Annotated in this window: 27 protein-coding genes; 14 read left to right on the forward strand and 13 right to left on the reverse strand. The window is 60.3% G+C overall.

The annotated features are described in order from the left end of the window. Positions 1-70: 70 nt before the first annotated feature. The 4 genes from KBW81_RS08405 to gluQRS all read left to right on the forward strand — a co-directional run bounded on the left by KBW81_RS08405 (position 71) and on the right by gluQRS (position 3,921). Positions 71-847 carry a hypothetical protein gene (locus tag KBW81_RS08405; protein WP_254246866.1) on the forward strand — a complete coding sequence of 259 codons (777 nt, stop codon included), beginning with the start codon at positions 71-73 and terminating at the stop codon, positions 845-847. Positions 848-976: 129 nt separating this feature from the next. Then, on the forward strand, positions 977-1,696 hold the full coding sequence (locus KBW81_RS08410; protein ID WP_254246867.1) for a hypothetical protein: 720 nt from the start codon (positions 977-979) through the stop codon (positions 1,694-1,696). Between the two features lie 39 nt (positions 1,697-1,735). Next, a complete protein-coding gene (trmFO, locus tag KBW81_RS08415) occupies positions 1,736-3,097 on the forward strand; it encodes a methylenetetrahydrofolate--tRNA-(uracil(54)-C(5))-methyltransferase (FADH(2)-oxidizing) TrmFO (protein WP_090191181.1) in 1,362 nt (453 codons plus the stop codon). After that, on the forward strand, positions 3,094-3,921 hold the full coding sequence (gene gluQRS / locus KBW81_RS08420; RefSeq protein WP_254246868.1) for a tRNA glutamyl-Q(34) synthetase GluQRS: 828 nt from the start codon (positions 3,094-3,096) through the stop codon (positions 3,919-3,921). Before trmFO ends, gluQRS begins: the two co-directional genes overlap by 4 nt. Positions 3,922-4,008: 87 nt before the next feature. On the opposite strand, the gene hisI is transcribed toward gluQRS, so the two are convergent. Beyond that, positions 4,009-4,371, reverse strand: a complete 363-nt coding sequence (gene hisI / locus KBW81_RS08425; RefSeq protein ID WP_254246869.1) for a phosphoribosyl-AMP cyclohydrolase — start codon at positions 4,369-4,371, stop codon at positions 4,009-4,011. 66 nt (positions 4,372-4,437) lie between these two features. Between hisI and KBW81_RS08430 the strand changes: the two genes are divergently transcribed. Next, positions 4,438-4,884 (forward strand): iron-sulfur cluster assembly scaffold protein, encoded by a 447-nt coding sequence (locus KBW81_RS08430; protein ID WP_254246870.1) that lies wholly within the window; start codon positions 4,438-4,440, stop codon positions 4,882-4,884. A gap of 180 nt (positions 4,885-5,064) precedes the next feature. On the opposite strand, the gene KBW81_RS18755 is transcribed toward KBW81_RS08430, so the two are convergent. The 5 genes from KBW81_RS18755 to sciP all read right to left on the reverse strand — a co-directional run bounded on the left by KBW81_RS18755 (position 5,065) and on the right by sciP (position 10,888). Next, positions 5,065-5,187 (reverse strand): hypothetical protein, encoded by a 123-nt coding sequence (locus KBW81_RS18755; protein WP_281245352.1) that lies wholly within the window; start codon positions 5,185-5,187, stop codon positions 5,065-5,067. A 106-nt stretch (positions 5,188-5,293) separates the two neighbouring features. Further along, on the reverse strand, positions 5,294-7,384 hold the full coding sequence (gene recG / locus KBW81_RS08435; protein ID WP_254246871.1) for an ATP-dependent DNA helicase RecG: 2,091 nt from the start codon (positions 7,382-7,384) through the stop codon (positions 5,294-5,296). Continuing rightward, positions 7,381-9,627, reverse strand: coding sequence for an NAD-dependent DNA ligase LigA (gene ligA / locus KBW81_RS08440; RefSeq protein WP_254249024.1), 2,247 nt, complete (start codon positions 9,625-9,627; stop codon positions 7,381-7,383). The genes recG and ligA overlap by 4 nt, the downstream gene beginning before the upstream one ends. 176 nt (positions 9,628-9,803) lie before the next feature. Beyond that, positions 9,804-10,520, reverse strand: a complete 717-nt coding sequence (gene ctrA / locus KBW81_RS08445) for a response regulator transcription factor CtrA (RefSeq protein WP_254246872.1) — start codon at positions 10,518-10,520, stop codon at positions 9,804-9,806. Positions 10,521-10,600: 80 nt separating this feature from the next. Beyond that, positions 10,601-10,888: a CtrA inhibitor SciP gene (gene sciP, locus KBW81_RS08450; RefSeq protein ID WP_090187732.1), complete on the reverse strand. Its 288-nt coding sequence runs from the start codon at positions 10,886-10,888 to the stop codon at positions 10,601-10,603. A 128-nt stretch (positions 10,889-11,016) separates the two neighbouring features. Here sciP and mnmA point away from each other — a divergent pair, with 128 nt between their 5' ends. From mnmA to KBW81_RS08485, 7 genes are all read left to right on the forward strand, one after another. Further along, entirely contained in the window at positions 11,017-12,156 is a 1,140-nt protein-coding gene (gene mnmA, locus KBW81_RS08455) for a tRNA 2-thiouridine(34) synthase MnmA (protein ID WP_254246873.1), read from the forward strand. Positions 12,157-12,245: 89 nt separating this feature from the next. After that, positions 12,246-13,118, forward strand: a complete 873-nt coding sequence (locus KBW81_RS08460; RefSeq protein WP_254246874.1) for an ATPase — start codon at positions 12,246-12,248, stop codon at positions 13,116-13,118. Between the two features lie 40 nt (positions 13,119-13,158). After that, positions 13,159-14,082: a homoserine O-succinyltransferase gene (locus KBW81_RS08465; RefSeq protein WP_254246875.1), complete on the forward strand. Its 924-nt coding sequence runs from the start codon at positions 13,159-13,161 to the stop codon at positions 14,080-14,082. Continuing rightward, a complete protein-coding gene (locus tag KBW81_RS08470; RefSeq protein WP_254246876.1) occupies positions 14,066-15,067 on the forward strand; it encodes an alpha/beta fold hydrolase in 1,002 nt (333 codons plus the stop codon). The genes KBW81_RS08465 and KBW81_RS08470 overlap by 17 nt, the downstream gene beginning before the upstream one ends. 42 nt (positions 15,068-15,109) lie before the next feature. Then, complete coding sequence (gene ppk2 / locus KBW81_RS08475; protein WP_090187722.1) at positions 15,110-15,979, forward strand: polyphosphate kinase 2; 870 nt, start codon at positions 15,110-15,112, stop codon at positions 15,977-15,979. Next, the gene (locus KBW81_RS08480) at positions 15,972-16,589 is read left to right on the forward strand and encodes a TetR/AcrR family transcriptional regulator (protein WP_090187721.1); all 618 of its coding nucleotides are present in this window, start codon (positions 15,972-15,974) and stop codon (positions 16,587-16,589) included. Before ppk2 ends, KBW81_RS08480 begins: the two co-directional genes overlap by 8 nt. A 103-nt stretch (positions 16,590-16,692) precedes the next feature. Beyond that, on the forward strand, positions 16,693-17,205 hold the full coding sequence (locus tag KBW81_RS08485; RefSeq protein ID WP_254246877.1) for an acyloxyacyl hydrolase: 513 nt from the start codon (positions 16,693-16,695) through the stop codon (positions 17,203-17,205). On the opposite strand, the gene KBW81_RS08490 is transcribed toward KBW81_RS08485, so the two are convergent. The 6 genes from KBW81_RS08490 to KBW81_RS08515 all read right to left on the reverse strand — a co-directional run bounded on the left by KBW81_RS08490 (position 17,202) and on the right by KBW81_RS08515 (position 22,705). Next, positions 17,202-18,281, reverse strand: coding sequence for an ABC transporter ATP-binding protein (locus KBW81_RS08490; RefSeq protein ID WP_254246878.1), 1,080 nt, complete (start codon positions 18,279-18,281; stop codon positions 17,202-17,204). The genes KBW81_RS08485 and KBW81_RS08490 overlap by 4 nt on opposite strands. Then, positions 18,278-19,078 (reverse strand): ABC transporter permease, encoded by an 801-nt coding sequence (locus KBW81_RS08495; protein WP_254246879.1) that lies wholly within the window; start codon positions 19,076-19,078, stop codon positions 18,278-18,280. The genes KBW81_RS08490 and KBW81_RS08495 overlap by 4 nt, the downstream gene beginning before the upstream one ends. Then, positions 19,075-19,950 carry an ABC transporter permease gene (locus KBW81_RS08500; protein ID WP_254246880.1) on the reverse strand — a complete coding sequence of 292 codons (876 nt, stop codon included), beginning with the start codon at positions 19,948-19,950 and terminating at the stop codon, positions 19,075-19,077. Before KBW81_RS08500 ends, KBW81_RS08495 begins: the two co-directional genes overlap by 4 nt. 190 nt (positions 19,951-20,140) lie before the next feature. Further along, entirely contained in the window at positions 20,141-20,644 is a 504-nt protein-coding gene (rpsI, locus tag KBW81_RS08505) for a 30S ribosomal protein S9 (RefSeq protein ID WP_090187712.1), read from the reverse strand. Then, positions 20,644-21,105, reverse strand: a complete 462-nt coding sequence (rplM, locus tag KBW81_RS08510) for a 50S ribosomal protein L13 (protein WP_090187709.1) — start codon at positions 21,103-21,105, stop codon at positions 20,644-20,646. Before rplM ends, rpsI begins: the two co-directional genes overlap by 1 nt. Positions 21,106-21,265: 160 nt before the next feature. Continuing rightward, positions 21,266-22,705: an aminotransferase-like domain-containing protein gene (locus KBW81_RS08515; protein WP_254246881.1), complete on the reverse strand. Its 1,440-nt coding sequence runs from the start codon at positions 22,703-22,705 to the stop codon at positions 21,266-21,268. Between the two features lie 85 nt (positions 22,706-22,790). On the opposite strand from KBW81_RS08515, the gene KBW81_RS08520 reads away from it, so the two are divergent. Then, positions 22,791-23,018 carry a DUF1127 domain-containing protein gene (locus tag KBW81_RS08520; RefSeq protein ID WP_090187705.1) on the forward strand — a complete coding sequence of 76 codons (228 nt, stop codon included), beginning with the start codon at positions 22,791-22,793 and terminating at the stop codon, positions 23,016-23,018. 59 nt (positions 23,019-23,077) lie between these two features. Here the strand turns inward: KBW81_RS08520 and KBW81_RS08525 are convergent, their stop codons facing one another. Beyond that, positions 23,078-23,497 (reverse strand): PaaI family thioesterase, encoded by a 420-nt coding sequence (locus tag KBW81_RS08525; protein WP_254246882.1) that lies wholly within the window; start codon positions 23,495-23,497, stop codon positions 23,078-23,080. A gap of 51 nt (positions 23,498-23,548) precedes the next feature. Between KBW81_RS08525 and KBW81_RS08530 the strand changes: the two genes are divergently transcribed. Next, on the forward strand, positions 23,549-24,334 hold the full coding sequence (locus KBW81_RS08530) for an enoyl-CoA hydratase (protein ID WP_254246883.1): 786 nt from the start codon (positions 23,549-23,551) through the stop codon (positions 24,332-24,334). Positions 24,335-24,413: the final 79 nt, after the last annotated feature.

Raw genomic sequence — 24,413 nt, forward strand, 5'->3', positions numbered from 1 at the left:
TTCCGGATGGCCCGCTCTACCCAAGGTAGAGGGCGACCAACCACGAGTCGCCCTTTTATTGAGGGTTAGAATGACTAATATTTTCAAGGCTATGTTATCTGCTGGCTTTTGTGTTGCGGCGACTGCGGCAGCCTCCCAATCCCTGACTGGCGGCGACGTGACAGCCACCTACGGCGGATTGACCGACAGCGATTACGATGCCTCGGGCTACAATCTGTCCGCCAGCGGTGAAATCGGTTTTGACCGGGTTTTCGCGCTTCAGGGCGACCTAAGCTACACCGACACCGATCTGGGCCTGCTCAGCAGCGACACCATCGCGTTCACTGGCCACGCCATTTATCACGCGAATGAATTTGCCTCTTTTGGCATGTACTACGGTCAGGAATCCTCTGACGGGGACGATCTGAAATACTACGGTGTTGAAGGCGGATACGAGGCTGCACAGCTGAAAGTCGAAGGTTACTTCGGTATTTCCGCAATCGATCTGGGCGACGCCTTTGCTGGGACCGACTTTGCCGCAGACGGCGCAATCATTGGTGATTTCGAGCTGAACCAAGCTGGCGTTCAGGTTGGCTATGACGTGAACGAGATGTTCACCGTGATGGGTCGTTATGACCAAATTCACTTCACCGACGCTGTGTCCTTTGACCGTATCGGCGCAGGTGTTTCCGCCGATCTGGGCAATAACATCGGCCTGTCCGCAGAACTTGGCCGCCTGAGCCTTGATCTGGCCGGCGAGTCCGACGACGTGACCTATGCCAATATCGGCGCGACCTACACCTTTGGTGCAGAACGCGGCGCGACCTTCGGCGCGCGGGATTCCGCCCACACGCTCACTGGCTTCTGACGCCTTTGCGCCACAGATCATGCCGGGCACATCCGCCCGGCATGACCGAACTTGCACAAATCAGACATTCCCCGTATTTTTGCGCCTAAGAGGCAAAAAGCCTCATCCAAAAAACAACGAGGCAGAGACATGATTAACCGCGCAGTTCCCGTCGCCATTCTTTTGGCGACTCTTCCCCTTTCCGCATTCGCCCAAGGCTTCACTGGCGGTGATCTTGGGATCGAATACAACGCGCCCACCGATGGCAGCGATTTCGGCGGCACGACCTATACCGGCGGCGTCGAATATGGCTTTGCACGTAACTTTAGCGTCGCGCTGAACCTGTCCGCTTACAAGCTGGAAAACATCAACACGACGGCGGCAAACGCGACCCTTCACCTGACATATCACATGAGCAACATCGCGTCCTTTGGCCTATTCTCGGCCTCTGACGGCATAGAAGGTGACGACGGCGCGACCTACACGAACAGCACCATCGGCATCGAAGCTGGCACCGATTTCATGGGCGGCGATATCGGCGGTTATATCGGCCGTTTGGACGGTGATGATACCTTTACCGTGCTGGGCGTCGACGGCGAATACGCCTTTGCGCGCGGGATCTCGGCGATCGGTGGCTTGGATCTGCTGACCAACAACGACGTGACCAACAGCCAAGTCAGCATCGGCGCGAAATACGCGATGCAGCAAGGGCCGGAATTCTACGCCAAAATCGGATCCACCCGTGAAGAAAGTGCGCTGAACACGGACACTTCAACCTTTATCGGCATTGGTGCCAGCGTGTCCTTTGGCGCCGCACGCGGCACAACATTCGGCACCCGTTCTGCGTTTGAATCACTGCCGCGCTTCTGACCCTTTGCAAATCAGCCCGCGGTGTCCTACATCGCGGGCATGACACATCATTTGCACATCGTCGGCGGCGGCATGGCCGGATCAGAGGCAGCCTGGCAGGCCGCGAACGCGGGCCTTACGGTTACCATTCACGAAATGCGGCCCAAGGTTGCGACCTTTGCCCATCGCACGGGCGATTTGGGGGAAATGGTTTGCTCCAATTCCTTCCGCTCTGACGATCACGAACAAAATGCGGTTGGCCTGCTGCATTGGGAAATGCGTCAGGCGAACGGTCTGATCATGCAGACCGCAGCGCAGCACCGCCTGCCCGCAGGCGGCGCATTGGCCGTGGACCGCGATCCCTTTGCCGTCAGCGTGACCGCCGCGCTCAAGGCGCATCCGAACATCACAGTATCCTACGAAGAAATCACAGAGCTGCCCGATGAGGGCCAGTGGATCATCGCGACCGGCCCGCTGACCTCTGGCACCTTGGCAGAGGCGATCCGCGCCAAAACCGGCGCCGACCAGCTTGCGTTTTTCGACGCCATCGCGCCCATCGTCTACGCCGAGACTGTCGATATGGACGTCGCTTGGATGCAGTCCCGTTATGATAAGGGAGAGACCGAGGACGAGCGCACCGCTTACCTGAACTGCCCGATGACCAAGGACCAGTACGAGGCCTTTATCGACGCCCTGCTGGCTGCGGAAAAGACAGAGTTCAAAGAGGGCGAGACCGCAGGTTATTTTGACGGCTGCCTGCCGATCGAAGTCATGGCGGAACGCGGGCGCGAGACGCTGCGCTTTGGCCCAATGAAGCCCGTTGGCCTGACAAACGCGCACGATCCGGAAACCAAGGCTTATGCCGTGGTGCAGCTGCGCCGCGACAACGCGCTGGGGACGCTGTACAATATCGTCGGCTTCCAGACCAAGATGAAGTACGGCGCGCAAAAGGCTGTTTTCAAAACGATTCCTGCCCTGCAGGACGCGGAGTTTGCGCGCCTTGGCGGTATTCACCGGAACACATTTATCAACTCTCCGACGCTTCTGGACGGACAGATGCGGCTGAAATCCCAACCCAACATCCGCTTTGCCGGCCAAATCACCGGCGTCGAAGGCTACGTTGAAAGTGCCGCCATGGGCCTGCTCGCCGCCCGGCTTGCGATCGCACAGGCGCATGGCATCGATCTGCCGCCCGTGCCGAACACCACGGCAATGGGCGCGCTTGTCACGCATATCACCGGCGGCGCGGATGCGAAAACCTTCCAACCGATGAACGTGAACTTCGGTCTGTTTCCCCCGCTCGAAGGCACCGGCATCAAAGGCGGGCGCCGCGGCCGCAAAGAACGCTACAAAGCCTATACCGACCGCGCGAAAGAAGACTGGACCGCTTGGCTGGCCCAAACGGAAACCGTCCCCGCTTGATCACGCGCTTCGCCCCGTCGCCCACTGGCCCGCTGCATTTGGGCCACGCCTATTCCGCGCTTTTTGCGCATGACATGGCACGGGCGGCGGGCGGCACGTTCCTGCTGCGGATCGAAGACATTGACCAATCCCGCGCCCGCCCGGAATGGGAATCGCAGATATACGATGACCTTGCCTGGCTTGGCCTCACATGGCCCACGCCGGTGATGCGCCAGTCGGACCGATTGCCCGCCTACGCCGCCGCCCTCGACACGCTTTGGGCCCGCGGCTTGCTCTATCCCTGCACCTGCAACCGCCGCGATATCCTCGCCGCCGCCAGCGCCCCGCAGGAAGGCGCGGCCATGGGCCCCGACGGGATCATCTATCCCGGCACCTGCCGCGTTCAGTCCCGCACTGGCCCGCGCCCACTGGATACCGCACTCCGCCTCGACATGAACAAAGCCCTGCAAGCCGTTGATACTGAAACATTCTATGGCGCAGGCAATCGGCACATGACGGACAACATCGGCGACGTCGTCCTGTCTCGGCGGGATATGGGCACATCCTATCACCTGTCTGTCGTGATCGACGACGCGGCCCAGCACATCACCGACGTCGTGCGCGGCGCAGACCTGCGCGAGGCGACGCCAATCCACGTTCTGCTGCAACATCTGCTGCAGCTGCCAACGCCCACCTACCACCACCACCGCCTGATCCGCGACGATGCCGGCAAACGCCTTGCCAAACGCGACGACGCCCGCGCCATCGCCACTTATCGGGAGGGCGGCGCGACGCCCGCTGATATTCGCCAGATGGTCGGGCTCCCCCTTCATCTGGCGAAATAAACTCATACCCCGCCCGCCGCATGGCAAACTGCCCGCGATCCGCCTGATCCTCGGTTTTTCCTAAAGACGCGCCCGCTGCAGGCGATCTTAGCTCTCCATCGGCGCGTCGGTCACAACCTCTTCGCCGCCCTCGACCTTGGTATAGAAACAAGACCGCCGCCCGGTGTGACAGGCAGGCCCGGTTTGATCGACTTCGACCAACAAACAGTCGCGGTCGCAGTCCAAACGGAACTCCATCAGCTTTTGCACATTGCCGGATGTCGCGCCCTTGACCCAGAATTCAGCCCGGGAACGGGACCAATAGGTCACATCGCCTGTCTCCAGCGTGCGCGTGATCGCCTCGGCGTTCATCCAGGCCAGCATCAAGACTTCGCCCGACTGCGCGTCCTGCGCGATCACGGGAATCAAGCCGGCGTCGTTAAACCGCAGGCTGGCGGGGTCGAAGGACATGGGTGTCACCTTTCCAAAACAACTGTTGCGCCCTATCTATGGACCAACCAGTGAAAGGGCAAACCGGTGAGCGCCGAGACCGACATGATTAAACTGTATTCCACGCGCATTTTGGCGCTGGCCTCGCAGATCCCCCACACCGCCCGCCTTGATGCGCCGGATGGCACCGCGCGCAAACGCTCGCCGCTGTGCGGGTCAACGGTGACCGTCGATGTGACGCTTGCGGACGGCCGCATCGCTGCGTTCGGCCAAGACGTGAAGGCCTGCGCGCTGGGTCAGGCTGCGGCCTCTGTCGTGGGCGATGCGATTGTGGGCCTTGACCGGACCGCTGTGCAAACAGGCCGCGATCAGTTGCATGCGATGCTGACCGCCAATGGCCCTGCCCCGACTGCCCCCTTTGACGGGCTTGCTGTGTTAGAGCCTGCGCGCGATTATAAGAACCGCCATGCGTCGATCATGCTGGCCTTTGACGCCACCCTTGCCGCACTGGACGATGCGACCGCAACCGCCTGATCCGGCCTAAAATCGACCCTGCATAAAAAAACCGCCGCTCACCCGGGAAGGTGGCGGCGGTAAGTGATGCATCCCAGCGGCGGTGATCGGGGCAGGCAACCCTTGATCATTCTTAGGACAGGCAGTCAGCGTCTGACGTGTGGGACAGGCAAAACGCAACGCCGCCGGGGCGCAAACAGATCAGATCATCGCAGGCAGTGACAATCCGGCAAACAGCATAACAACCAGTGCGGCGACCCCGATTGCGTCGGCCAGGATGGTATCGCGGCTGCGGTGGATCGCGGTCTTGATGTCCTTGGCCATGGGGTCTCTCCTTTGGTTGCTGTGGTGTTGCCTCTTTGTTCCATTTCATTAACCGCCTGTAAAGAACTTTTTGAGAACATTTGTGAACAAAATGTTCCGACCTGTTCTAACCGACTGAAATTAAACGGATCGCACGATCCTGTTCCATCAGCCAAAGCAGAACGCGCGCCGCCTTGCCGCGCGGGCTTTCCAGTGCAGGATCCATCGCAAGCAAGGCGCGGGCGTCGGATTGCGCGACTTCCATCAGTGCGGCCTGCCGTTCCAGATCGGCGATTCGAAACCGCGGCAGGCCTGATTGCGCTGTGCCAATCATGTCGCCGGCCCCGCGAATTGCCAGATCCTCTTCTGCGATGCGAAATCCGTCCTCGGTCTCGCGCAGGATCGCAAGCCGCCGCTGCGCTGTCTCGCTCATGGGCGCTTGATACAGAAGCAAACAGGTAGAGGCCGCCGATCCGCGCCCGACCCGTCCGCGCAGCTGGTGCAACTGCGCAAGGCCAAAACTCTCGGCCCGCTCGATCACCATGATCGAGGCATTGGGCACGTTCACCCCGACTTCGATCACCGTAGTGGCGACCAGAACCTTGGTTTCACCCGCTGCGAAAAGCGCCATAGCGCTGTCTTTTTCCGCAGGCGGCATCTGGCCGTGGACCAGCCCGACGACGCCTTCACCAAAGGCGGCACGCAGGGATTTGAACCGCTGATCGGCAGCGGTCATGTCGATGGTTTCGGATTCCTCGACCAGGGGGCAAACCCAATAGGCCTGCCGCCCTTCGGCAATCGCGCCGCGCAGTTTTGCAATCACCTCGTCCACGCGGTCGGTGCTGACCAGCGCTGTGGTGACGGGGGTGCGGCCGGGCGGCTTTTCGTCCAAGACCGACAGGTCCATCTCTCCGAACTGCGCAAGGCTGAGCGAGCGCGGGATCGGCGTCGCGGTCATCACCAGCACATCGACGGCCTGCCCCTTGGCCCCAAGCTCCATCCGCTGCGCCACGCCAAAGCGGTGCTGTTCGTCCACAACAGCCAAGCGAAGATCATGAAAATGCACGTCTTTTTGAAACACCGCATGGGTGCCAACAAGGATTTGTATCTCGCCAGAGGCCAGCGCCGCCAGCTTTGCCGCGCGCTCTTTACCCTTGTCGCGGCCTGTCAAAATCTCAAGCCGGACGCCAGCCAAGGCGGCCAAAGGCTGCAAGCCTTCGAGGTGTTGCCGCGCCAAAATCTCGGTCGGGGCCATCATCACGCCCTGCCCGCCGCCCTCAACCGCGATCAGCAGCGCCATCAAGGCAACAAGAGTTTTACCGGACCCGACATCGCCTTGCAGCAAACGGTTCATCCGGTGCGGGGCCGCTAAATCGGCAGAGATTTCGGCAACAGACCGACTTTGCGCCGCAGTCGGTTTATAGGGCAGCGCCCCCAGCACACGGTCTTGCAACACGCCGGTCCCGACCGTTGCCCGTCCCGGTTTGCGCCGCATCTGCTGGCGCGCCAGGGCAAGGGTCAGTTGATGCGCGAAAAGCTCGTCATAGGCCAGGCGTACCCGCGCCACGGCAAGCGCTGACAGATCGCTTGTGCTTTGCGGCGCATGGGCGGCTTGCAGGGCAGCCTTCCAATCGGGCCACCCTTCGCGCGTCAGCAAAGGGCCGTCGATCCACTCCGCCAGCGGCGGTGCCATTTCCAGCGCGCCGCGCGTGGCCCGGTACATCAACTTTTGCGTCACCCCAGCGGTCAGCGGATAAACCGGCTCGAACGCGGGAATATCCGCCGCCGCATCCTCTGTCACGACATGGTCGGGGTGCGCCATCTGGCCGACCCCGTCAAACAATTCGATCCGGCCAGAGATGATGCGCCGCTCGCCCTCTGGCAGCAGCCTTTGCAGGAAATCACCGCGGGCGTGAAAAAACACGAGCTGAAAACTCGTTTCACTATCGGTCACGGTCACGCGGTATGGCCGGTTCTTGCTGGCCGGGACATGATGCGCACCGATGGTCACGGCGACGGTCACCGTGCAGGGCGGCACGACGTCGCGGATGCTGGCGCGAACCTGCCGGTCAATACCGCCCTGCGGCAAGGTAAACAACATGTCGCGGGGCCGGGTGATGGCCATATGTTCCAGTAATTGCGCGGTTTTATCGCCCACCCCTTTTAGCGCGGTCAGCGCGCCAAACAGCGGAAACAGAACCTCTGGCCGGCCGGTCATGCGTCACCGATCAGGGCGAGCCAGTCGTCCTCATTGATCACCTCGACCCCCAGATCCGCCGCCTTTGTCGCCTTTGCCCCCGCCCCCGGCCCCGCGATCAGCAGGTCCGTTTTGGCGCTGACAGAGCCTGCAACCTTGGCTCCCAGCGCCTCGGCGCGGGCTTTGGCTTCGGCGCGGGTCATTTTCTCGAGCGTGCCGGTAAAGACGACAGTTTTGCCCGCGACTGGGCTGTCCGACGCCGCACGCGGGGCGACTGGCTGCACGCGCAACTCGGCGACAAGGCGATCGATCGACGCGCGCTCGGCCTCTTGCTGAAACGTCGTCACAAGCGACACCGCGACAGAGGCACCTATTCCTTCGATCCCGATCAGCGCATCCCAAGCGGATTTTGCTTCCGGATCAGTACCTTGCCATGCCAAATCGCGCACTGGCTTAATACGCGCGCGGCGGCCCGCATCCGCAGCGGCGGCCCGCTCTGCTACCTCGGCCGCGTCAGCGTCCAGATGCGCGCGCGCCGCTGGACGGGCGGCATCAATGCTCGCCACCAATGCCTCCCACGTGCTGAAATGCTGGGCGAGGTCGGCAGCGGCGACTTCGCCGACGTGGCGAACGCCAAGCGCAAAGATGAGGCGATTCAAGGGGATATCGCGTTTTTCGTCGATCGCTTGGAACAGATTACGGGCGCTGGTGTCGCCAAAGCCATCGCGGTTGGAGAGTTTGGTAAGCTGCGCCTTATCCCGCGCCTGCAGCGTAAAGATATCCGCAGGCTCGCGGATCGGCAGGCTGGGATCGGCAAAGAAATACTCGACCTGTTTCGCGCCAAGACCTTCAATATCGAAAGCAGCCCGACCCACAAAATGGCGCAATTTTTCAACGGCTTGCGCGGGACAAATCAAGCCGCCGGTGCAGCGGCGCACGGAATCGCCATCTTCGCGCACGGCGTCCGATCCACACTCTGGACAAACCGTCGGAAAGGCAAACGGCACGGCGTCCGTAGGCCGGCGCGCAAGGTCAATATCGCGGATCTTGGGGATGACGTCGCCCGCGCGGTAGACTTCGACCCAGTCGCCCACGCGGATATCGCGCCCACCCCGGATCGCCGTGCCGTCACCAGCGCGGCCTGCGATGTAGTCTTCGTTATGCAGGGTCGCGTTGGACACGACCACACCGCCAACAGTCACCGGGACAAGCCGCGCGACAGGCGATAATGCCCCCGTGCGGCCGACCTGAATGTCGATCCCATCAAGCTGCGTCCAAGCCAGTTCCGCCGGAAATTTATGCGCGATGGCCCACCGCGGCGTGGTAGAGCGGAAACCAAGCCGCCGTTGCAGCGCCAAATCGTCCAATTTATAAACAACGCCGTCGATGTCATAGCCCAGCGATGCGCGATCAGCCGCGATCTGGTTGTAATGCGCCATCATCTGCGCCGGGTTCTCGCACAGCTGCGTGAGCGGGTTCACGTCAAAGCCCAAAGCGCCGAGCCGTTCAATTGCGCCGCTTTGCGTTTCAGCCAAAGGGGTGGAAATTTCGCCCCAAGCATAGGCGAAGAAATGCAATGTGCGGGCGGCGGTGATGCCGGGGTCGAGTTGCCGCAGCGATCCCGCAGCGGCGTTGCGCGGATTGGCAAAGGCCTTTGCCCCAGCCTGTTCCTGCCGCGCATTCAAAGCCGCGAAATCATCGTGGCGCATGTAAACCTCTCCGCGCACCTCGAGGATGTCAGGCGCGCCGGTGAGCCTGTGCGGAATAGAGGCGATCGTTTTTGCGTTCGCCGTCACATTTTCGCCGATTGCGCCATCGCCGCGGGTGGCGGCCTGTTGCAGGATGCCACCCTCATACCGCAGCGACAGCGACAGACCATCGATTTTGGGTTCCGCCGTATAGGCCAACGGCGCATCGCTAGGCAGACCCAGATACCGCCGAATCCCCGCATCAAAGTCGTCGACATCCGCGTCCGTAAACGCATTCGCCAAAGACATCATGCGCTGCGCATGCGCAATTTTGCCAAAGCCGTCGGCAAGCGGTGCACCGACCTGCTCGCTTGGCGAATCTGCGCGTTTCAACGCAGGAAATGCCTCTTCGATTGCCGCATTCCGCCGGCGCAGCGCGTCATAGTCAGCGTCGCTGATGACCGGCGCGTCGTCGGTATGATAGGCCACATTCGCCTGCTCTAGCGAAGCTGCCAGTCGTGACAATTCCTCGGACGCCTGCGACGGGGTTAGCGTCGCAGGATCCGCGCTGCGCATATCTTCGACGCCGCCCATATGCGCCGCAGCTTTGCCTGCGCTTTTCGAACTTGCCATGTCGCAGCCTCCGGTCGGGTTCGTCCGCGAGTGCGGTTCGACCGAAATCTAAAGCGGCACCGTTCAGACGTCCAGACGCCACGCCCGCCTGGGCTGTCAAACCTGCAAATTGCTAACCCTTAGGCCCCGACGGCAAGAGGCGGTGCCCTGCCCGATTGCGCGTCTGGATCGCGCAACACATATCCACGGCCCCAGACGGTTTCGATAAAATTCTCGCCCTCCGTGGCTTCGGATAGTTTTTTGCGCAGCTTGCAGATGAATACATCGATGATCTTCAATTCAGGCTCGTCCATGCCGCCATAAAGATGGTTCAGGAACATTTCTTTCGTCAGCGTCGTGCCTTTGCGCAGGCTAAGCAGTTCCAGCATCTGATATTCCTTGCCGGTCAAATGCACGGCAGTGCCTTCGACTTCGACCGTTTTCGCGTCAAGGTTCACACAGATACTGCCAGTCTTAATGATCGACTGCGCATGCCCCTTAGAGCGGCGAATAATCGCATGGATTCGTGCAACCAGTTCTTCGCGATGAAAAGGTTTGGTCAAATAATCATCCGCCCCGAAACCAAAGCCCTTTAGCTTGTTTTCGGTATCATCCTCGCCCGACAAAATCAAAATCGGTGTATCAATGCGCGCCAAACGCAGCTGGCGCAGCACTTCATGCCCATTCATATCGGGCAGGTTCAGGTCCAAAAGAATCAAATCGTAATCATACAGTTTCGCCAAATCGATGCCTTCTTCCCCCATGTCGGTGGAATAGACGTTTAGATTCGCATGGCTCAGCATCAATTCGATGCTTTTCGAGGTGGTAGGATCGTCTTCGACCAACAGTACACGCATCGGGGTTCTCCGCTTCGTTATGACCTGGTCACTTTGGCGGCCAATGATTAACTCTCCGTTACCGGATTACTAAATTATGATCATTCACCCTTAAGTTGTCTATAACGTTGTAGCGCTGTCGTCTTTAATGCGTCCTGACCATGCAGCCGCACCGCGCTTTCCCATTCATCAAATTCATCGTCCGATAGTGCATAGGTGCTCAGTGCCAATTCACGTTCAATTAACCCATGCGCCACAGCAGCAACGACCGCAGCCTTGCGCGACGCCACCCAGCGCCGCGTGCGCGCTGGCGGTAAATCGGCGCGCGTCATAATAGACCCATCCGGCAGCATCACGGATCGCGGCCCGTCAATTTTCTTCAAAAACATACTTCACCCTCCTTCGGCGTCCCCGTGCTGCTTGGTGGCGCAAATTCTTTAAGGACTGGTAAGCCCCGGCACTTGGGTATATCGGGCATTTTCCTATATATTAGCTTAAGCCGACCTAAAGGTGTGCGATGTCACTTGATCAGCCCCTGAATTCCCTTGGTTTTGCCAAGCCCCCCGCGCAGACCCGCGTCGTGGTTGCCATGTCCGGCGGCGTCGACAGTTCTGTTGTGGCGGCGCAATTGGCAAGCGAAGGCTACGACGTCGTTGGCGTCACGTTGCAGCTGTATGATCACGGCGCGGCGCTGGCGAAAAAAGGCGCGTGCTGCGCCGGGCGCGACATCCAAGACGCCGCCCGCGTGGCCGAGGCGATGGGCTTTCCGCACTATGTCCTCGACTACGAAAACAAGTTCAAAGAGGCGGTGATTGACGAGTTCGCCGACAGCTATCTGGCTGGCGCGACGCCCGTGCCCTGCATCCGCTGCAACGAGCGTGTCAAGTTCAAGGACCTGCTGCAAACCGCGCGCGAGCTTGATGCCGATTGCATGGCGACGGGTCACTATATTCAGCGCAAAATGGGCACCGATGGGGCCGAATTACACCAAGCGGCCGACGCGAACCGGGATCAAAGCTACTTCTTGTTCTCGACCACGTCAGAGCAGTTGGATTACCTGCGCTTTCCGCTGGGACACCTGCATAGCAAGGCTGAAACCCGCGCGCTGGCGCTGAAGTTCGGCCTGACCGTGGCGGATAAACCCGACAGTCAGGACATCTGCTTTGTCCCCAACGGCAACTATGCCGCCGTGATCCAAAAGCTGCGCCCCGGCGCGGCAGAGCCCGGCGATATCGTCGATGTGAACGGCACGGTTTTGGGGCAGCACAATGGGGTGCTGCACTATACCATCGGGCAGCGGCGCGGGCTGGGGATCGGCGGATTGGCTGATCCTTTGTATGTGGTCAAGCTGGACGTTGATGCGCGCCATGTGATCGTCGGCCCAAAGGAAATGCTGGCGACCCGCCGCGTCCCGATCCGCGAAATCAACTGGCTGGGTCAGGGCGGCTTTCTTGCTGGCGGCACCCGCAATATCGCGGTCAAAGTCCGGTCCACCAAACCCCCGGTCGAGGCGGTGATTCACCCCATTTCCGACACCGAGGCAGAGGTCGAATTGCTGGTCGCCGAAGAAGGCGTCAGCCCCGGTCAGGCCTGCGTGTTCTATGACCCGGACAGCAGCCGTGTCTTGGGTGGCGGCTGGATCTGGCGCGGCCAGTAATCGCGGCAGATCCGAAAAATTTTAGCTAAAATTTTTCCCGCATCAAAAATCTTCTAGAAGATTTTTACGCCGCGCCTTAGGCAAGCGGTATGATTTATACATCCTCCGCCGAATGGCTGGCCGCCCCGCAAAAACGTGTTTTGTTCTTTGGCATGTCTGGCCTTGGTAAAACGCATATCGCCAGCCTGCTGCGCCGCACTGGCGACTGGTTCCATTACTCTGTCGATTACCGCATCGGCACGCGGTATATGGGCGAGCTGATCGCCGACAATGCCAAGGCAGAGGCGATGAAGGTCCCCTTTCTGCGCGATCTGCTGCTATCGGACAGCATTTACATCGGATCGAACATCACCTTCGATAACCTGAACCCGGTCTCGACCTACCTTGGCAAACCCGGCAGCGCGGCGCTTGGCGGTCTGCCCTTTGCCGAATACACCCGCCGTCAGGACCAGTTCCGCCGGGCCGAAGTCGCCGCCCTGCTCGACACCGGTCATTTCATCGACCGGGCGACGTCCCTTTATAACTACCCGCATTTTGTCTGCGACACAGGCGGGTCGATCTGCGAATGGGTTGATCCGGAAGACGCGAACGATCCCGTCATGCAGCATCTGGCGCAGCGCACCCTGCTGATCTGGATCGAAGGCTCTGACGCCCACACCGCCGAACTGGTGCGCCGCTTTGATGCCGCGCCAAAGCCGATGTCCTATCAGCCGGGCTTTCTGCTCGATGCTTGGGCCGCTTACCTGCGGGCCCACGACTGCACCGAAAACGACGTCGATCCCGACGCCTTTATCCGCTGGACCTATGCGCGCGCGCTTGCCCACCGTCAGCCGCGCTACCGCGCAATGGCAGACCGCTGGGGCCTGACGATTCCCGCCAGCGACATCGGCGCTGTGCGCACCGCCGCTGATTTTGACGCATTAGTCGCACGCGCCTTGCAACGGGTTGAGATGCAGGCCTAACGCGCCTATCTGTCATCCCCCGCGATCAAGGATCAAAGCCATGCCGATCAAACTGCCCTCTACCCTGCCCGCCTATGCCGTCTTGTCGCGCGAAGGTGTCATGGTGCTGGCCGAGGATGCCGCCGACCGTCAGGATATCCGCCCGCTGCGGATCGCGCTGCTGAACCTGATGCCCAAGAAGATCCAGACGGAAAACCAGTTTGCCCGTCTGATCGGCGCGACGCCGCTGCAGATCGAGCTGAGCCTTATTCGCATGACCGAACATCAGACCCGCAACACCGCCGCCGAGCATATGGAGGAGTTTTACCGCCCCTTTGCCGACGTGGTGGCAAGCGGAGAGAAGTTCGACGGTCTGATCATCACCGGCGCCCCGATCGAGCATTTGCCGTTCCAAGACGTGACCTATTGGCAGGAGTTGGAACAGGTCTTTGCCTGGACCCAAACCCATGTGCATTCCACCTTTGGCGTGTGCTGGGGCGGCATGGCGATGATTAACCACTTCCACGGGGTGCAAAAGCATCTGCTGGACCACAAGGCCTTTGGCTGCTTTCGCCACACGGTGACCGCCCCGGCCTCGCCCTATTTGCGCGGGTTTTCCGACGATATCGTCGTCCCCGTCAGCCGCTGGACCGAGATGAAGCAGGCCGAAATCGACGCCCGCCCCGCGCTGCACACGCTGATCACCAGTGCCGAGTCCGGCCCTTGCTTGGTCGAGGACACCCAGCACCGCGCGCTCTATGTCTTTAACCACTTCGAATATGACAGCGGCACGCTGAAACAAGAATACGACCGCGACGTAGCCGAAGGCACGCCGATCAACGTGCCCTGCAACTACTACCCTCATGACGATCCCGCGAACGCCCCCCAAAATAGGTGGAGAAGTCACGCGCACCTTCTATATGGCAATTGGATCAATGAGATCTACCAGACGACGAAGTATGACCTGAATGAAATTGGCACTTAAAGCGCTCACCCTGACCGCCCTGACCCTTGGTTTGGGGGCGATCATAACCGGCTGTACCGACACCTACCGCGACCAAGCAGCAGAGCAGGCCTTTCCGCCCATCGGCCAGTTCGTCACGGTGCAAGGCGGCGCGAAAGTCCACTATATTCAGGCCGGGTCCGGCCCCGACGTGGTGCTGATCCACGGCGCGGGCGGCAACCTGCGCGATTTTAAATTCGACCTGTTTGACAAACTGACCGACCACTACCGCGTCACCGCCTTCGACCGTCCCGGCCTTGGCTATACAGACCGCTTCCCCGGCATCGACACCGGTGCGCTGGCCACCGCCGGCGAAAGCCCGCTGCAGCAAGCCACCATGCTGCGCGAGGCTGCAAGCCAGCTTGGCATCACCCAGCCCGTAGTCGTCGGTCATTCCATGGGCGGTATCGTTGCCTATGAATGGGCGCTGATGGGGCTACAAGGTGACAACGACGTTAACGCGGCTGCGATGGTCAGCTTTGCAGGCGTGGCCATGCCTTGGCCCGGCGGGCTGGGGCCGTATTACACCGTCAATGCCAGCGCCCTTGGCGGGGCGGTGACGATTCCCCTCATCTCGGCTCTTGTGCCGACATCCAAGGTCGAGGACGCGATCGAGGGTGCCTTCGCCCCGCAACCCGCCCCCGCAGGCTACGCCGACTATATCGGTGCAGCGCTGGCCCTGCGGCCTGAAGCATTTCGCGCAAATGTGCGCCAAGTGAATAGTTTGCGCCCCTATGCGGTCGAAATGGCGAAACTTTACCCGGATTTAACACTCCCCATCGAAATACTGCACGGCACGGCGGATACGACGGTTCCAATTGATATCCATTCCGAAAAGGTCGCGGCGCTGGTGAAATCAGCGCATTTGACCCGGTTGGACGGGGTCGGCCATATGCCGCACCACGTTGACCCCGCCGCTGCGATTGACGCGATTGACCGTGCGGCCGCGCGGGCCGGATTGCGCTGATCTTATGCCGGGGCCATAGTGCCCCCAAAGCCGGAGGACTTCATGCCCAAACCCTTTGACGGTGGCATCAGCCGCTATTTCGAACAGCACGCGACGCCATCCGTGCGCGACGCCATCCGCGACTCTAAAAAGGGCGAGATTTTGCAGCCGAGTTTTCCCTATACGGAAAAGTGGGGCAAAGAGCCTTATGAGGACGCGCTGGAAAACCTGCAGATCGAACTGGCAAAGTTGCAAGCCGCGGCCCAATCTGACGGCCAGCGTATCGTCGTCTTGTTTGAAGGCCGCGACGCCGCAGGCAAGGGCGGCACGATCAAGCGCTTTCGCGAAAACATGAACCCGCGCCACGCCCGCGTCGTCGCTCTGTCCAAACCGACAGAAACAGAAGCGACAGAGTGGTATTTTCAGCGTTATATCAAACACCTGCCAGCAGCGGGCGAAGTCGTTTTCTTTGACCGCAGCTGGTACAATCGCGGCGTTGTCGAACATGTTTTCGGCTTTTGCACCCCGGCAGAGCGTGAGGCCTGGTTCAATCAAGTCACCGCATTTGAAAAGCTGCTGGTGGATGATGGCATCAAGCTATTCAAGTTGTGGCTGAACGTTGGCCGGGCGACCCAGCTTCAACGCTTTTTGGACCGCGAAAGCGATCCGCTCAAGCAATGGAAGCTGAGCCAAATTGACGTCGACGGCTTGCGCAAATGGGACGCCTACACCGCCGCGATCAATGAAACTTTGGACCGCACCCACACCCAAGCGGCGCCTTGGACCGTGATTCGCGCCGATGATAAACGCCGCGCGCGGGTCAATGCGATCCGTTCGGTCCTGTTGCCGCTGTCCTATGCTGGCAAATCCGCCGCCTCCATCGGTGATCTGGACCCAAAAATTGCCGGAGCGCCTACCCCCCGCCATGGTTAAACGCGGCTACCATCACGGCAATCTGGCGCAGGCCTTGGTCGAGGCCTGCCTGCGCCTGATCGAGGATCGTGGCCCCACAGGATTCACCCTATCCGAAGCCGCCCGCGAGGCTGGCGTCACACCCGCCGCCGTTTACCGCCATTTCCAAGGCCGCGATGACCTGATCGCAGAGGCCGCGCTGCAAGGCTATCATCTGTTTGCCGAACGGATGGAGGCCGCCTATGCCAGCGGCATCCCGTCGGATTTGCAGGCTTTTCTGGCCACCGGGGCTGCCTATCTGGACTTCGCCCGGGAAAATCCGGGCCACTATGTCGCGATGTTCGAAAGCGGCGTGTCGATCAACCGATCGCCTGCGCTGCACAAAATCGCCACCCGCGCGCTGGGTGTGATGGAAAAAGCGTCAGAGCAGCTGTCCCAGCATATTCCGGCAAGCCGCCGCCCACCGCCGCAGATGTTTGCGGCCCATATCTGGGCGCTATCCCACGGCGTTGTCGAACTTTTCGCCCGCGGCAGCCCCGGCACCAAAAGCCCCTATCCACCGCAAGATTTGCTAGAAACCGGCATCGGCATCTATCTGCGCGGCCTTGGCATTCTACCGCCAGACGCTTGATCCCATTGCTTTGGTTTAAGGCGCGCAGGGTTGAACCTTGCCAGCCCCGGCGGGATGCCTCAAAACAATGTTAACCTTATAGTGACCTAGCAGGAGCAATTGCATGGACGGTGCACTCGCCGCGTTTTTCGTGATCACCAGCCTGACCGATATGGCACTGAATGACTGCCCGACCGGATGCTTAGCCACCACCGACGCACCGGCGCGCTTGTCATTCCAACTGGGCGATGTGCGATTTGACGAAGACCGCATCGGCAAAGAGTTTTACGTTGGCTATGACGCGGGCCAAAAACACGGGCCATTCCAGACCACCATCGGCGCGTCCGTGACCGAAGACGGCGCAGGCTGGATTGGTGCCGGGGGAAAATGGACCAGCACTGACATCTGGTCCGGCCCGTTCTTCCTAGAATCGACATTGATGCCCGGCATCTATTTCCAAAGCGACGGTCCGGATCTGGGCGGCAGCCTGCAATTCCGGTCCAGCATCGGCGTCGGCTTTGCCTTTGAGGGCGGCGCGACGGTGACCGTGGCCTATGACCACCGGTCCAACGCCGATACAGACGTCACCAATCCCGGGTTAGAAGTGCTGTCGATCCGCTACGCCATGCCGCTTTAAAAAACGACGATGGCCCGCTCGTCCCAGGCGATGCGGGTCTGCGCCCCGACGTCTAGCACGGGGCGGCCAATCATGTTTTTCATAGCGATCGTAAGGGGTTCTGGCACGTTGTTCACGCGAACATCGTAGTAGGTCATGTCGCCATAATAGACGACCTCGTCCACCACGGCCGCCGCTTCATGACGGCTGGCCTTTTCGCCATCGAACAAGATCGCCAGCGTTTCAGGCCGGATGCCAATCGCGGCCTCGCCCAATGTCGCGCCCTCTGGTGCTTGCACGGCAGGCACATCTGTGACGCCAAAACCCGCGATATCCAGCGTGATCGTGTCACCGGTAGCTGTCACGCGGCCGGGTAAAAAGTTCATCTTGCCGATAAATTCCGCCACACGGCGAGAGTTGGGCCTGCGATACAATGTCTCTGGATCGTCCAGCTGCCCGATCTCTCCGGCGAACATCACAGCGATGCGGTCAGACATGACAAGCGCTTCTTCCTGGTCGTGCGTGACCAGGATAAAAGTAATGCCCACAGCACGTTGCAGGCGGATCAGCTCGACCTGCATATGCTCGCGCATCTTCTTGTCCAGCGCGCTCAGCGGCTCGTCCAGCAGCAGCACTTTCGGCTTCAGGATCAACGCCCGCGCCAATGCAACCCGCTGCCGTTGCCCGCCCGACAGCGCATGGGCAGCGCGCTTGCCATAGCCCGCAAGGCCAACCATGCTCAGCGCCTCTTCAACGGCAGATGCCTTGTCAGCCTTGTTCAGCCCAGATTTGCGCAGGCCAAAAGCCACGTTTTCGCCGACGCTTAGATGCGGAAAAATCGCATAAGACTGAAACACCATATTGGTCGGCCGCTGGTTCGGCGGCACGTCAGCCATGTCCTTATCAGAGATCATGACCGTGCCGCCCGACACCCCCTCGAACCCAGCAATCACGCGCAGCAACGTCGTCTTGCCGCAGCCCGATGGCCCCAGCAGAGAGAAAAATTCCCCCTCACGAATCGTCAGGTTGATATCGCGCAACGCATGATAATCGCCGTAGTATTTATCTACGCCGCGCAGTTTGATCAGGTCGGTCACAGAAAGCCCCCGGTATCGGTGCCACCGGCGCGGCGCACGCCCCGGCGGCGGAATATTTCGGCAATGGTCAACAAGATGACCGACAGCGCCACAAGGATCGTCCCCAGCGCCATGATGACGGGCAGCGACTTTGGAAAGCGCAGCAAGCCCCAGATATAGACCGGCATCGTCGGATTGGAGCCGGTTAAAAAGAACGCGATGATGAATTCATCAAGGCTGATGGTAAAGGAAATCAGCATGGACGAGATGATCCCCGGCATCACCAGCGGCAGCGTCACTAAACGGAAGGCGCTCCAACGGCTCTCTCCCAGATCAAGCGCGGCTTCTTCCATCGACGGGTCCAGCGCGCCAAAGGCACCGTTCAGGATCGCGATGGAAAACGGCGTACAGATCAGCACATGCGCCATGATAATCGTCCAATTGCCAAGACTTAGCCCCAGCACCTGCCGCAGGATCACCAACAAGGCGACCGCGACGATAATCTCTGGCAGCACCAGCGGCAGCATGATGAAGCCGGTGATGCCCTTTTTGCCCGGAAAGTCCGACATCGCGCCGGCGCGCGCGGCGCAAAGCCCAAGGATCGTGGCAAAGACCGCCGTGCAAACCGCGATGATCAGCGAATTCTGCACCGCTGCATGCAAGGCCCGGTTCTGCGTCAGTTCGGCAAACCATTCGGTCGTAAAGCCCGACAGTGGAAAAGCGATAATCGTGGCATCATTGAATGCAAACATCGGCAGCAGGATAATCGGCGCATACAAAAAGATAAGGTATGCAATGGCATAGACACGCAACTTCATGTTCGCCCCCGCAAGTATTTCCGGTTCAGGAACACAAAGATCAGCGAAATCGCCGTCACACAGAGCATCGCGACAATCGCCAACGCGGCACCAAGCGGCGCGTTATTAAGCTGTAAAAACTGCGTCTGAATCATATTGGCAATCAGCTTGCCGCTCGCGCCGCCCATCAGCTCTGGCGTGACGTAATCACCAATCGTTGGGATGAACACGATTAGAACCGCGCCGACAACGCCCGGCATCGACAGCGGCAATGTAACGCGCAGGAACGTGGAAAACTTCGATTCGCCAAGGTCTTGCGAGGCTTCCAGCAGCGACCGGTCGATCTTTTCCAGCACGACGAAAATCGGCAGGATCGCAAAGGGCGCGAAGGCATGCGCCAGCGTGATGATGACGGCGTTCACGTTATACAGGATAAAGGTCAGCGGCTCGTCAATAATCCCAAGCTGTAGCAGGCCAGAGTTAATCACCCCGTTATACCCCAGAATGACCTTCCACAAAAACACCCGGATCAAATAGCTAGTCCAGAACGGAATGGTGATCAGGAACAGCCAGATGCTTTTCTTGCTCGGATGCACATGAAAGCTGATGAAATAGGCGACTGGATACGCCAGCAGCACCGTCACCGCCGTCACGATACCTGACACCATCAAGGACCGCTGCAGCAGCAGGCCATAAATCGGGCTGTCATAAATCTCGCGGTAATTGGCGGTCGTGAACGTCGTGTCGACGGTCATGAAATCCTGCGTCCAAAAGCTGAACAACACGATCGCCCCTAGCGGAACGGCCAGCAGCAGCAGTGCATAGACCAAGGGCAAGCCAAGCAGCTTGATACTCCGGGTCTGGTCTTGGGTAAGAGTCGCGAATTTTGCCATGACACCAATCGTTTCGCCAACCGCGCGAAAGATCAATCCCGGATCGCACGCCCGCCCTTCTTCTGGTCAAAAATACCTCGGGGGACGGCCAAAGGCCGGGGGGCAGCGCCCCCTGCGCCCTTTTATCCATCACGCAACGAAAAAGGGCGGCCCATTCGGACCGCCCTTTCCCAAACCATAAATCCGAAGCTTAACGCTTGGAGAACTGGAAGCTCTTACGGGCTTTCGCCTTGCCGTACTTCTTACGCTCGACGACGCGGCTGTCGCGGGTCAGGAAGCCAGCAGCTTTCAGGGCTGCGCGCAGGGTTGGATCATACAGCTGCAGTGCCTTGGACACGCCGTGCTTGACCGCACCAGCTTGGCCGGACAGACCGCCGCCAGCAACAGTTGCCATCACGTCGAACTGGCCAACAACGCCAGCGATCTGGAACGGCTGCTTCAGGATCATCTGCAGAACAGGACGGCTGAAGTAATCGTCGATCGGCTTGCCGTTCACGGTGACCTTGCCGGAACCCGGCTTGATCCAAACGCGTGCAACAGCGTCCTTACGCTTACCAGTCGCATAGGCGCGGCCTTGTGCGTCACGGACAGGCTCGCGCGGGGCAGCCATCGGAGTTTCAGAGCCCTGCACACCACCGATATCGGCAGTCACGGCATTGCCCAGCTCTTCAAGAGAGTTGATCTGATCGGCCATTATGCGGTCCTCGTGTTCTTCTTGTTCATGGACGCGACGTCCAGAACTTCGGGCTTCTGGGCTTCCATGCCATGCTCAGTGCCCGCGAAAACGCGCAGGTGAGTCATTTGCTGGCGGCTCAGTGGACCACCGGGCAGCATCCGCTTGACGGCCTGCGTGACGACCCGCTCGGGGTGCTTGCCATCCAGGATCTCGCCTGTGGTGCGGAACTTGATGCCGCCGGGGTGGCCGGTGTGCCAGTAGTTCTTTTCTTCGCGCTTGTTGCCAGTGATCTGCACTTTTTCAGCGTTGATCACGATAACATTGTCGCCCATGTCCATGTGCGGCGTGAAGGTTGGCTTGTGCTTGCCGCGCAAACGCATAGCGATGATCGATGCAAGACGACCAAGGACGACGCCTTCAGCGTCGACGATGATCCATTTCTTGTCGATATCCGCTGGGGTAGCGGTAAAGGTTTTCATATCTCACCAGAGTAATTTGGGGGCCATCACTGACCCGTCATTCGGATGAGCGGGTTATAACTGCAAGGAACGCACGGTCAAGCGCGCTAAACCGTATTTTACCAAGGAAAAACAGCGCCTTACAATTAAGGTATAATAATACCCCAACCCAACAACCCGTTTACACTGCGATTCTGGCTGGCGGCGCGTCTAAAAGCCCGCGCAACTGAATCATCGCACTGTGAAACTCGGCATGGCCGACCTCTCCATTCACCGCGATCCGCACCGCATGCACCATGCGGCTATCGCGCTGCACAAAGGCCTCTGCGGATTTCAGCACGATGCCATACGTCTTGGCCGCGTCGACAAATGCGCCAGCCCGCCAAGGCGACGGCAGCGTCAGCCAGACAAAGGGCGCACCCTCAGCCCAAGCCAGATCATAACCATCAAGCACCTGCACCGCGCTTGCCACATCCTGCGAGATACGCTTGGTCACGGCCGCGATAATCCCCGGCAATTCCGGCGCGGCCATCACATGCGCATAGGTATGACAGACCAGCTGCGACACGCCAAAGCTGTGCCCCGTCGCCGTACGGACCAGCGCCCGCGCGCAGGTCTGCGGGGCCACGGCAAAGCCAATGCGCAGCGACGGCGTCAGCGATTTGGAGGGCGAGGTCACATACCACCCCAGATCCGGCAGCAACGCCCGATAGCTTGGCCCGACGCGCTGCGTGCGACTGTAGCAATCGTCATCAATCACATGCACACCGTGGCGCTGCGCAATCGCGGCAATCTGTGCACGCCGCGCAGGCGACGTCGCCCGCGTCGTCGGATTACACACCTCTGCCGCCGTGCAATACAGTTGGACCCGGTGCTGGCGCACCAACTGGGCAAAGACCTCGACCACCGGCCCCTCGTCATCCCATGGCACGGAAAACACTTCGGCCCGGCACAGCTCTGCCGCGCTGCGAAAGCCATTATAGCTTAGCTCGTCGACGATAATCGCAGGGGCCGGGCCATGCAGCACAGTCTGCATAATCATGACCACCGCGTTCTGCCCGCCATGGGACAGCACAATATCCTCGACACTTGCAGGGCCCACGGCATCAAGGTCGAGCACGGCGTGAAAGGCCGCCCGCGCCCCCGCATCCGTGGTCCGGCTGGGATAGCGCATCAACAGCTGCGACGGCTGCGCCGCCACCTCGGCCAGCACCCGCGCCATCAGCGCCGCCTGCCCCATATCCGGCATCCGCGGGCTGACAAGATACCCTGGAGAGATCTGTTCCACATGGAAATCCGCCAGCAGCGACGGCGCCATATTCTGCGCGATATCCTCGGTCAGGCCCGGCGGGATATGGGCCGGCCGGTCCGCCACAAAGGTGCCGCGCCCCACGCCCGCCACCAAAATCCGGTCATCGACCAAGACGCGGTACGCCCGCGCCACGGTGCCCGGTGTCACCCCAACACGAAACGCCAAATCACGCACCGGCGGCAGTTGCGCGCCGGGTTGAAGCTGCCCCGTCAACACACCTTCACGGATCGCATGGGCCAAAGCCTCGTATTTTGACCGCGCGCCGCCCAGCGAAAGTTCTGGCGTCCACTTTGTATCGGATACAATCATTTTCTGGACGCCCCTGACTTCGCTTTGTATCCCTACACCATAGCAAATCGCTATTTTGTGTCAATACAATTTAAGGAATGATCCCATGGCCGTCGCACTGCACGCCGCACAACTCTCGCTTCTGAATAGCCAGGCATCCCTGCCAAAGCTGGCCCAGTTTTGCGTGATTGCTGCCGTCGCCGTGACCGTCTGGGACATGCGCCGAAAGACGCGCAAAGCGCTCTCAAAGGTCGAGGCGCATACCCTGCGCGATATCGGCATGACCCCCGGACAAGCGCGCCGCGAGGCCGACAAGGCCTTCTTTCAGCGCTAATCAGAGACGACCCCGAGCGACTTGGCCAGCCTACGGGCTGGCCTTTTTTCGTCTATTCATCAGCTTGGCGGGATCGCATAGGTCAGGCTGGCGCGCGCCACCGGCTGATCCAAACCTTCGGAATGTATCAATACATCACCCACCGCCAGCAGCCGTCCCAGCTTCAGCAAGCGGCATTCGCAGAGCAGATCAACGCCGCTGGCCGGTTTACGCATGAAATCAATGCTACAATTCGTCGTCACCGCCAGCGCCACCGGCCCAAGCCGCGACAGAATCGCCAAATAAACCGCGACATCCGCCAGCGCGAACATACTTGGCCCCGATATCGTGCCGCCGGGCCGCAAATGCCGCTCTGCCACCTTCAGCCGCACACACAGCCCGTCTGCGTCCAGCCGCTCGATGCCGAAATCCGCGGACACTTGCGGAAACGCCTCCACTAAAAACGCCTCAAGCGCGGCGATATCCATCTTAAGTTCCAAAAGCGGCCTCCCTGCCCTAACCTCGCCCCAGACAACCGCAAAGGGGTGCCCATGACAATCCTGACCAGAGACGACGACGCACATATCGCGACTTTAACGATGAACGCACCGGACCGGCTGAACGCGCTTTCAATGGCCATGCTGCAGGCACTGCACGACGCCTTTGATACAATCGCCGCCGACGATACAATTCGCGTGGTGATCCTGCGCGGCGCAGGCCGGGCCTTTTGCGCGGGCCACGATCTGAATGAACTGCGCAGCCTGCGGGCCCAGCCGGATAAAGGGGCCGCTGGCCTCAAAGCCTTGTTCGACCGCTGCACCGCCCTGATGACGCGCATCCAGTCCCTGCCCCAGCCCGTGATCGCGCAGGTTCACGGCCTTGCCGCCGCCGCGGGCTGCCAACTTGTCGCCACTTGCGATCTGGCCGTGGCCGAAGACGGCGCCCGCTTTGGCGTCAACGGCGTGAATATCGGCCTGTTCTGCTCCACCCCCATGGTGGCCCTGACCCGCAACATTCCCACTAAAATGGCGTTCGAGATGCTGACGACGGGCCGCTTCCTGCTCGCATCAGAGGCGCAGCACCAAGGCCTGATCAACCGCACCGCCCCGGTAGAGGAGCTCGGCGAAGACACCCGCGCCCTTGCGCAAAGCATCGCGCAAAAACTGCCCGCCGCCGTGCGCATCGGCAAAGCGGCCTTTTACGCCCAATCCCACATGACCACCGCGCAGGCCTATGCCTTCACCGGCGATGTCATGGTGGAAAACATGGGCCTGGACGCAACAGCCGAAGGCATCGACGCCTTCTTGACAAAACGCCTGCCCGACTGGCCCACCTAAGGCGGCCCAGCCCCTTCTTCGCGTCTCAAATATCCCGGGGGAAGCGCGCAGCGCTGGGGGCAGCGCCCCCGGCAACACA

Origin of the sequence: Loktanella salsilacus (assembly GCF_024206795.1) — a bacterium.
Lineage (GTDB): Bacteria > Pseudomonadota > Alphaproteobacteria > Rhodobacterales > Rhodobacteraceae > Loktanella > Loktanella salsilacus.

Bases quoted from the DNA above. Each gene is read 5' to 3' on its own strand.
- ligA (WP_254249024.1), bottom strand. From the start codon at position 9,627: ATGCGCAGCGCGGATCCTGCGACGCTAACCCCGTCGCAGGCGTCCGAG.
- recG (WP_254246871.1), bottom strand. From the start codon at position 7,384: ATGACCGGCCGGCCAGAGGTTCTGTTTCCGCTGTTTGGCGCGCTGACC.
- ctrA (WP_254246872.1), bottom strand. From the start codon at position 10,520: ATGCGTGTACTGTTGGTCGAAGACGATCCTACCACCTCGAAAAGCATC.
- sciP (WP_090187732.1), bottom strand. From the start codon at position 10,888: ATGTTTTTGAAGAAAATTGACGGGCCGCGATCCGTGATGCTGCCGGAT.
- KBW81_RS08465 (WP_254246875.1), top strand. From the start codon at position 13,159: ATGCCGATCAAACTGCCCTCTACCCTGCCCGCCTATGCCGTCTTGTCG.
- KBW81_RS08480 (WP_090187721.1), top strand. From the start codon at position 15,972: ATGGTTAAACGCGGCTACCATCACGGCAATCTGGCGCAGGCCTTGGTC.
- KBW81_RS18755 (WP_281245352.1), bottom strand. From the start codon at position 5,187: ATGGCCAAGGACATCAAGACCGCGATCCACCGCAGCCGCGATACCATC.
- KBW81_RS08470 (WP_254246876.1), top strand. From the start codon at position 14,066: ATGAAATTGGCACTTAAAGCGCTCACCCTGACCGCCCTGACCCTTGGT.
- KBW81_RS08515 (WP_254246881.1), bottom strand. From the start codon at position 22,705: ATGATTGTATCCGATACAAAGTGGACGCCAGAACTTTCGCTGGGCGGC.
- KBW81_RS08520 (WP_090187705.1), top strand. From the start codon at position 22,791: ATGGCCGTCGCACTGCACGCCGCACAACTCTCGCTTCTGAATAGCCAG.
- KBW81_RS08485 (WP_254246877.1), top strand. From the start codon at position 16,693: ATGGACGGTGCACTCGCCGCGTTTTTCGTGATCACCAGCCTGACCGAT.
- KBW81_RS08405 (WP_254246866.1), top strand. From the start codon at position 71: ATGACTAATATTTTCAAGGCTATGTTATCTGCTGGCTTTTGTGTTGCG.
- KBW81_RS08460 (WP_254246874.1), top strand. From the start codon at position 12,246: ATGATTTATACATCCTCCGCCGAATGGCTGGCCGCCCCGCAAAAACGT.
- trmFO (WP_090191181.1), top strand. From the start codon at position 1,736: ATGACACATCATTTGCACATCGTCGGCGGCGGCATGGCCGGATCAGAG.
- KBW81_RS08500 (WP_254246880.1), bottom strand. From the start codon at position 19,950: ATGGCAAAATTCGCGACTCTTACCCAAGACCAGACCCGGAGTATCAAG.
- rplM (WP_090187709.1), bottom strand. From the start codon at position 21,105: ATGAAAACCTTTACCGCTACCCCAGCGGATATCGACAAGAAATGGATC.
- mnmA (WP_254246873.1), top strand. From the start codon at position 11,017: ATGTCACTTGATCAGCCCCTGAATTCCCTTGGTTTTGCCAAGCCCCCC.
- ppk2 (WP_090187722.1), top strand. From the start codon at position 15,110: ATGCCCAAACCCTTTGACGGTGGCATCAGCCGCTATTTCGAACAGCAC.
- rpsI (WP_090187712.1), bottom strand. From the start codon at position 20,644: ATGGCCGATCAGATCAACTCTCTTGAAGAGCTGGGCAATGCCGTGACT.
- hisI (WP_254246869.1), bottom strand. From the start codon at position 4,371: ATGTCCTTCGACCCCGCCAGCCTGCGGTTTAACGACGCCGGCTTGATT.
- KBW81_RS08410 (WP_254246867.1), top strand. From the start codon at position 977: ATGATTAACCGCGCAGTTCCCGTCGCCATTCTTTTGGCGACTCTTCCC.
- KBW81_RS08495 (WP_254246879.1), bottom strand. From the start codon at position 19,078: ATGAAGTTGCGTGTCTATGCCATTGCATACCTTATCTTTTTGTATGCG.
- KBW81_RS08530 (WP_254246883.1), top strand. From the start codon at position 23,549: ATGACAATCCTGACCAGAGACGACGACGCACATATCGCGACTTTAACG.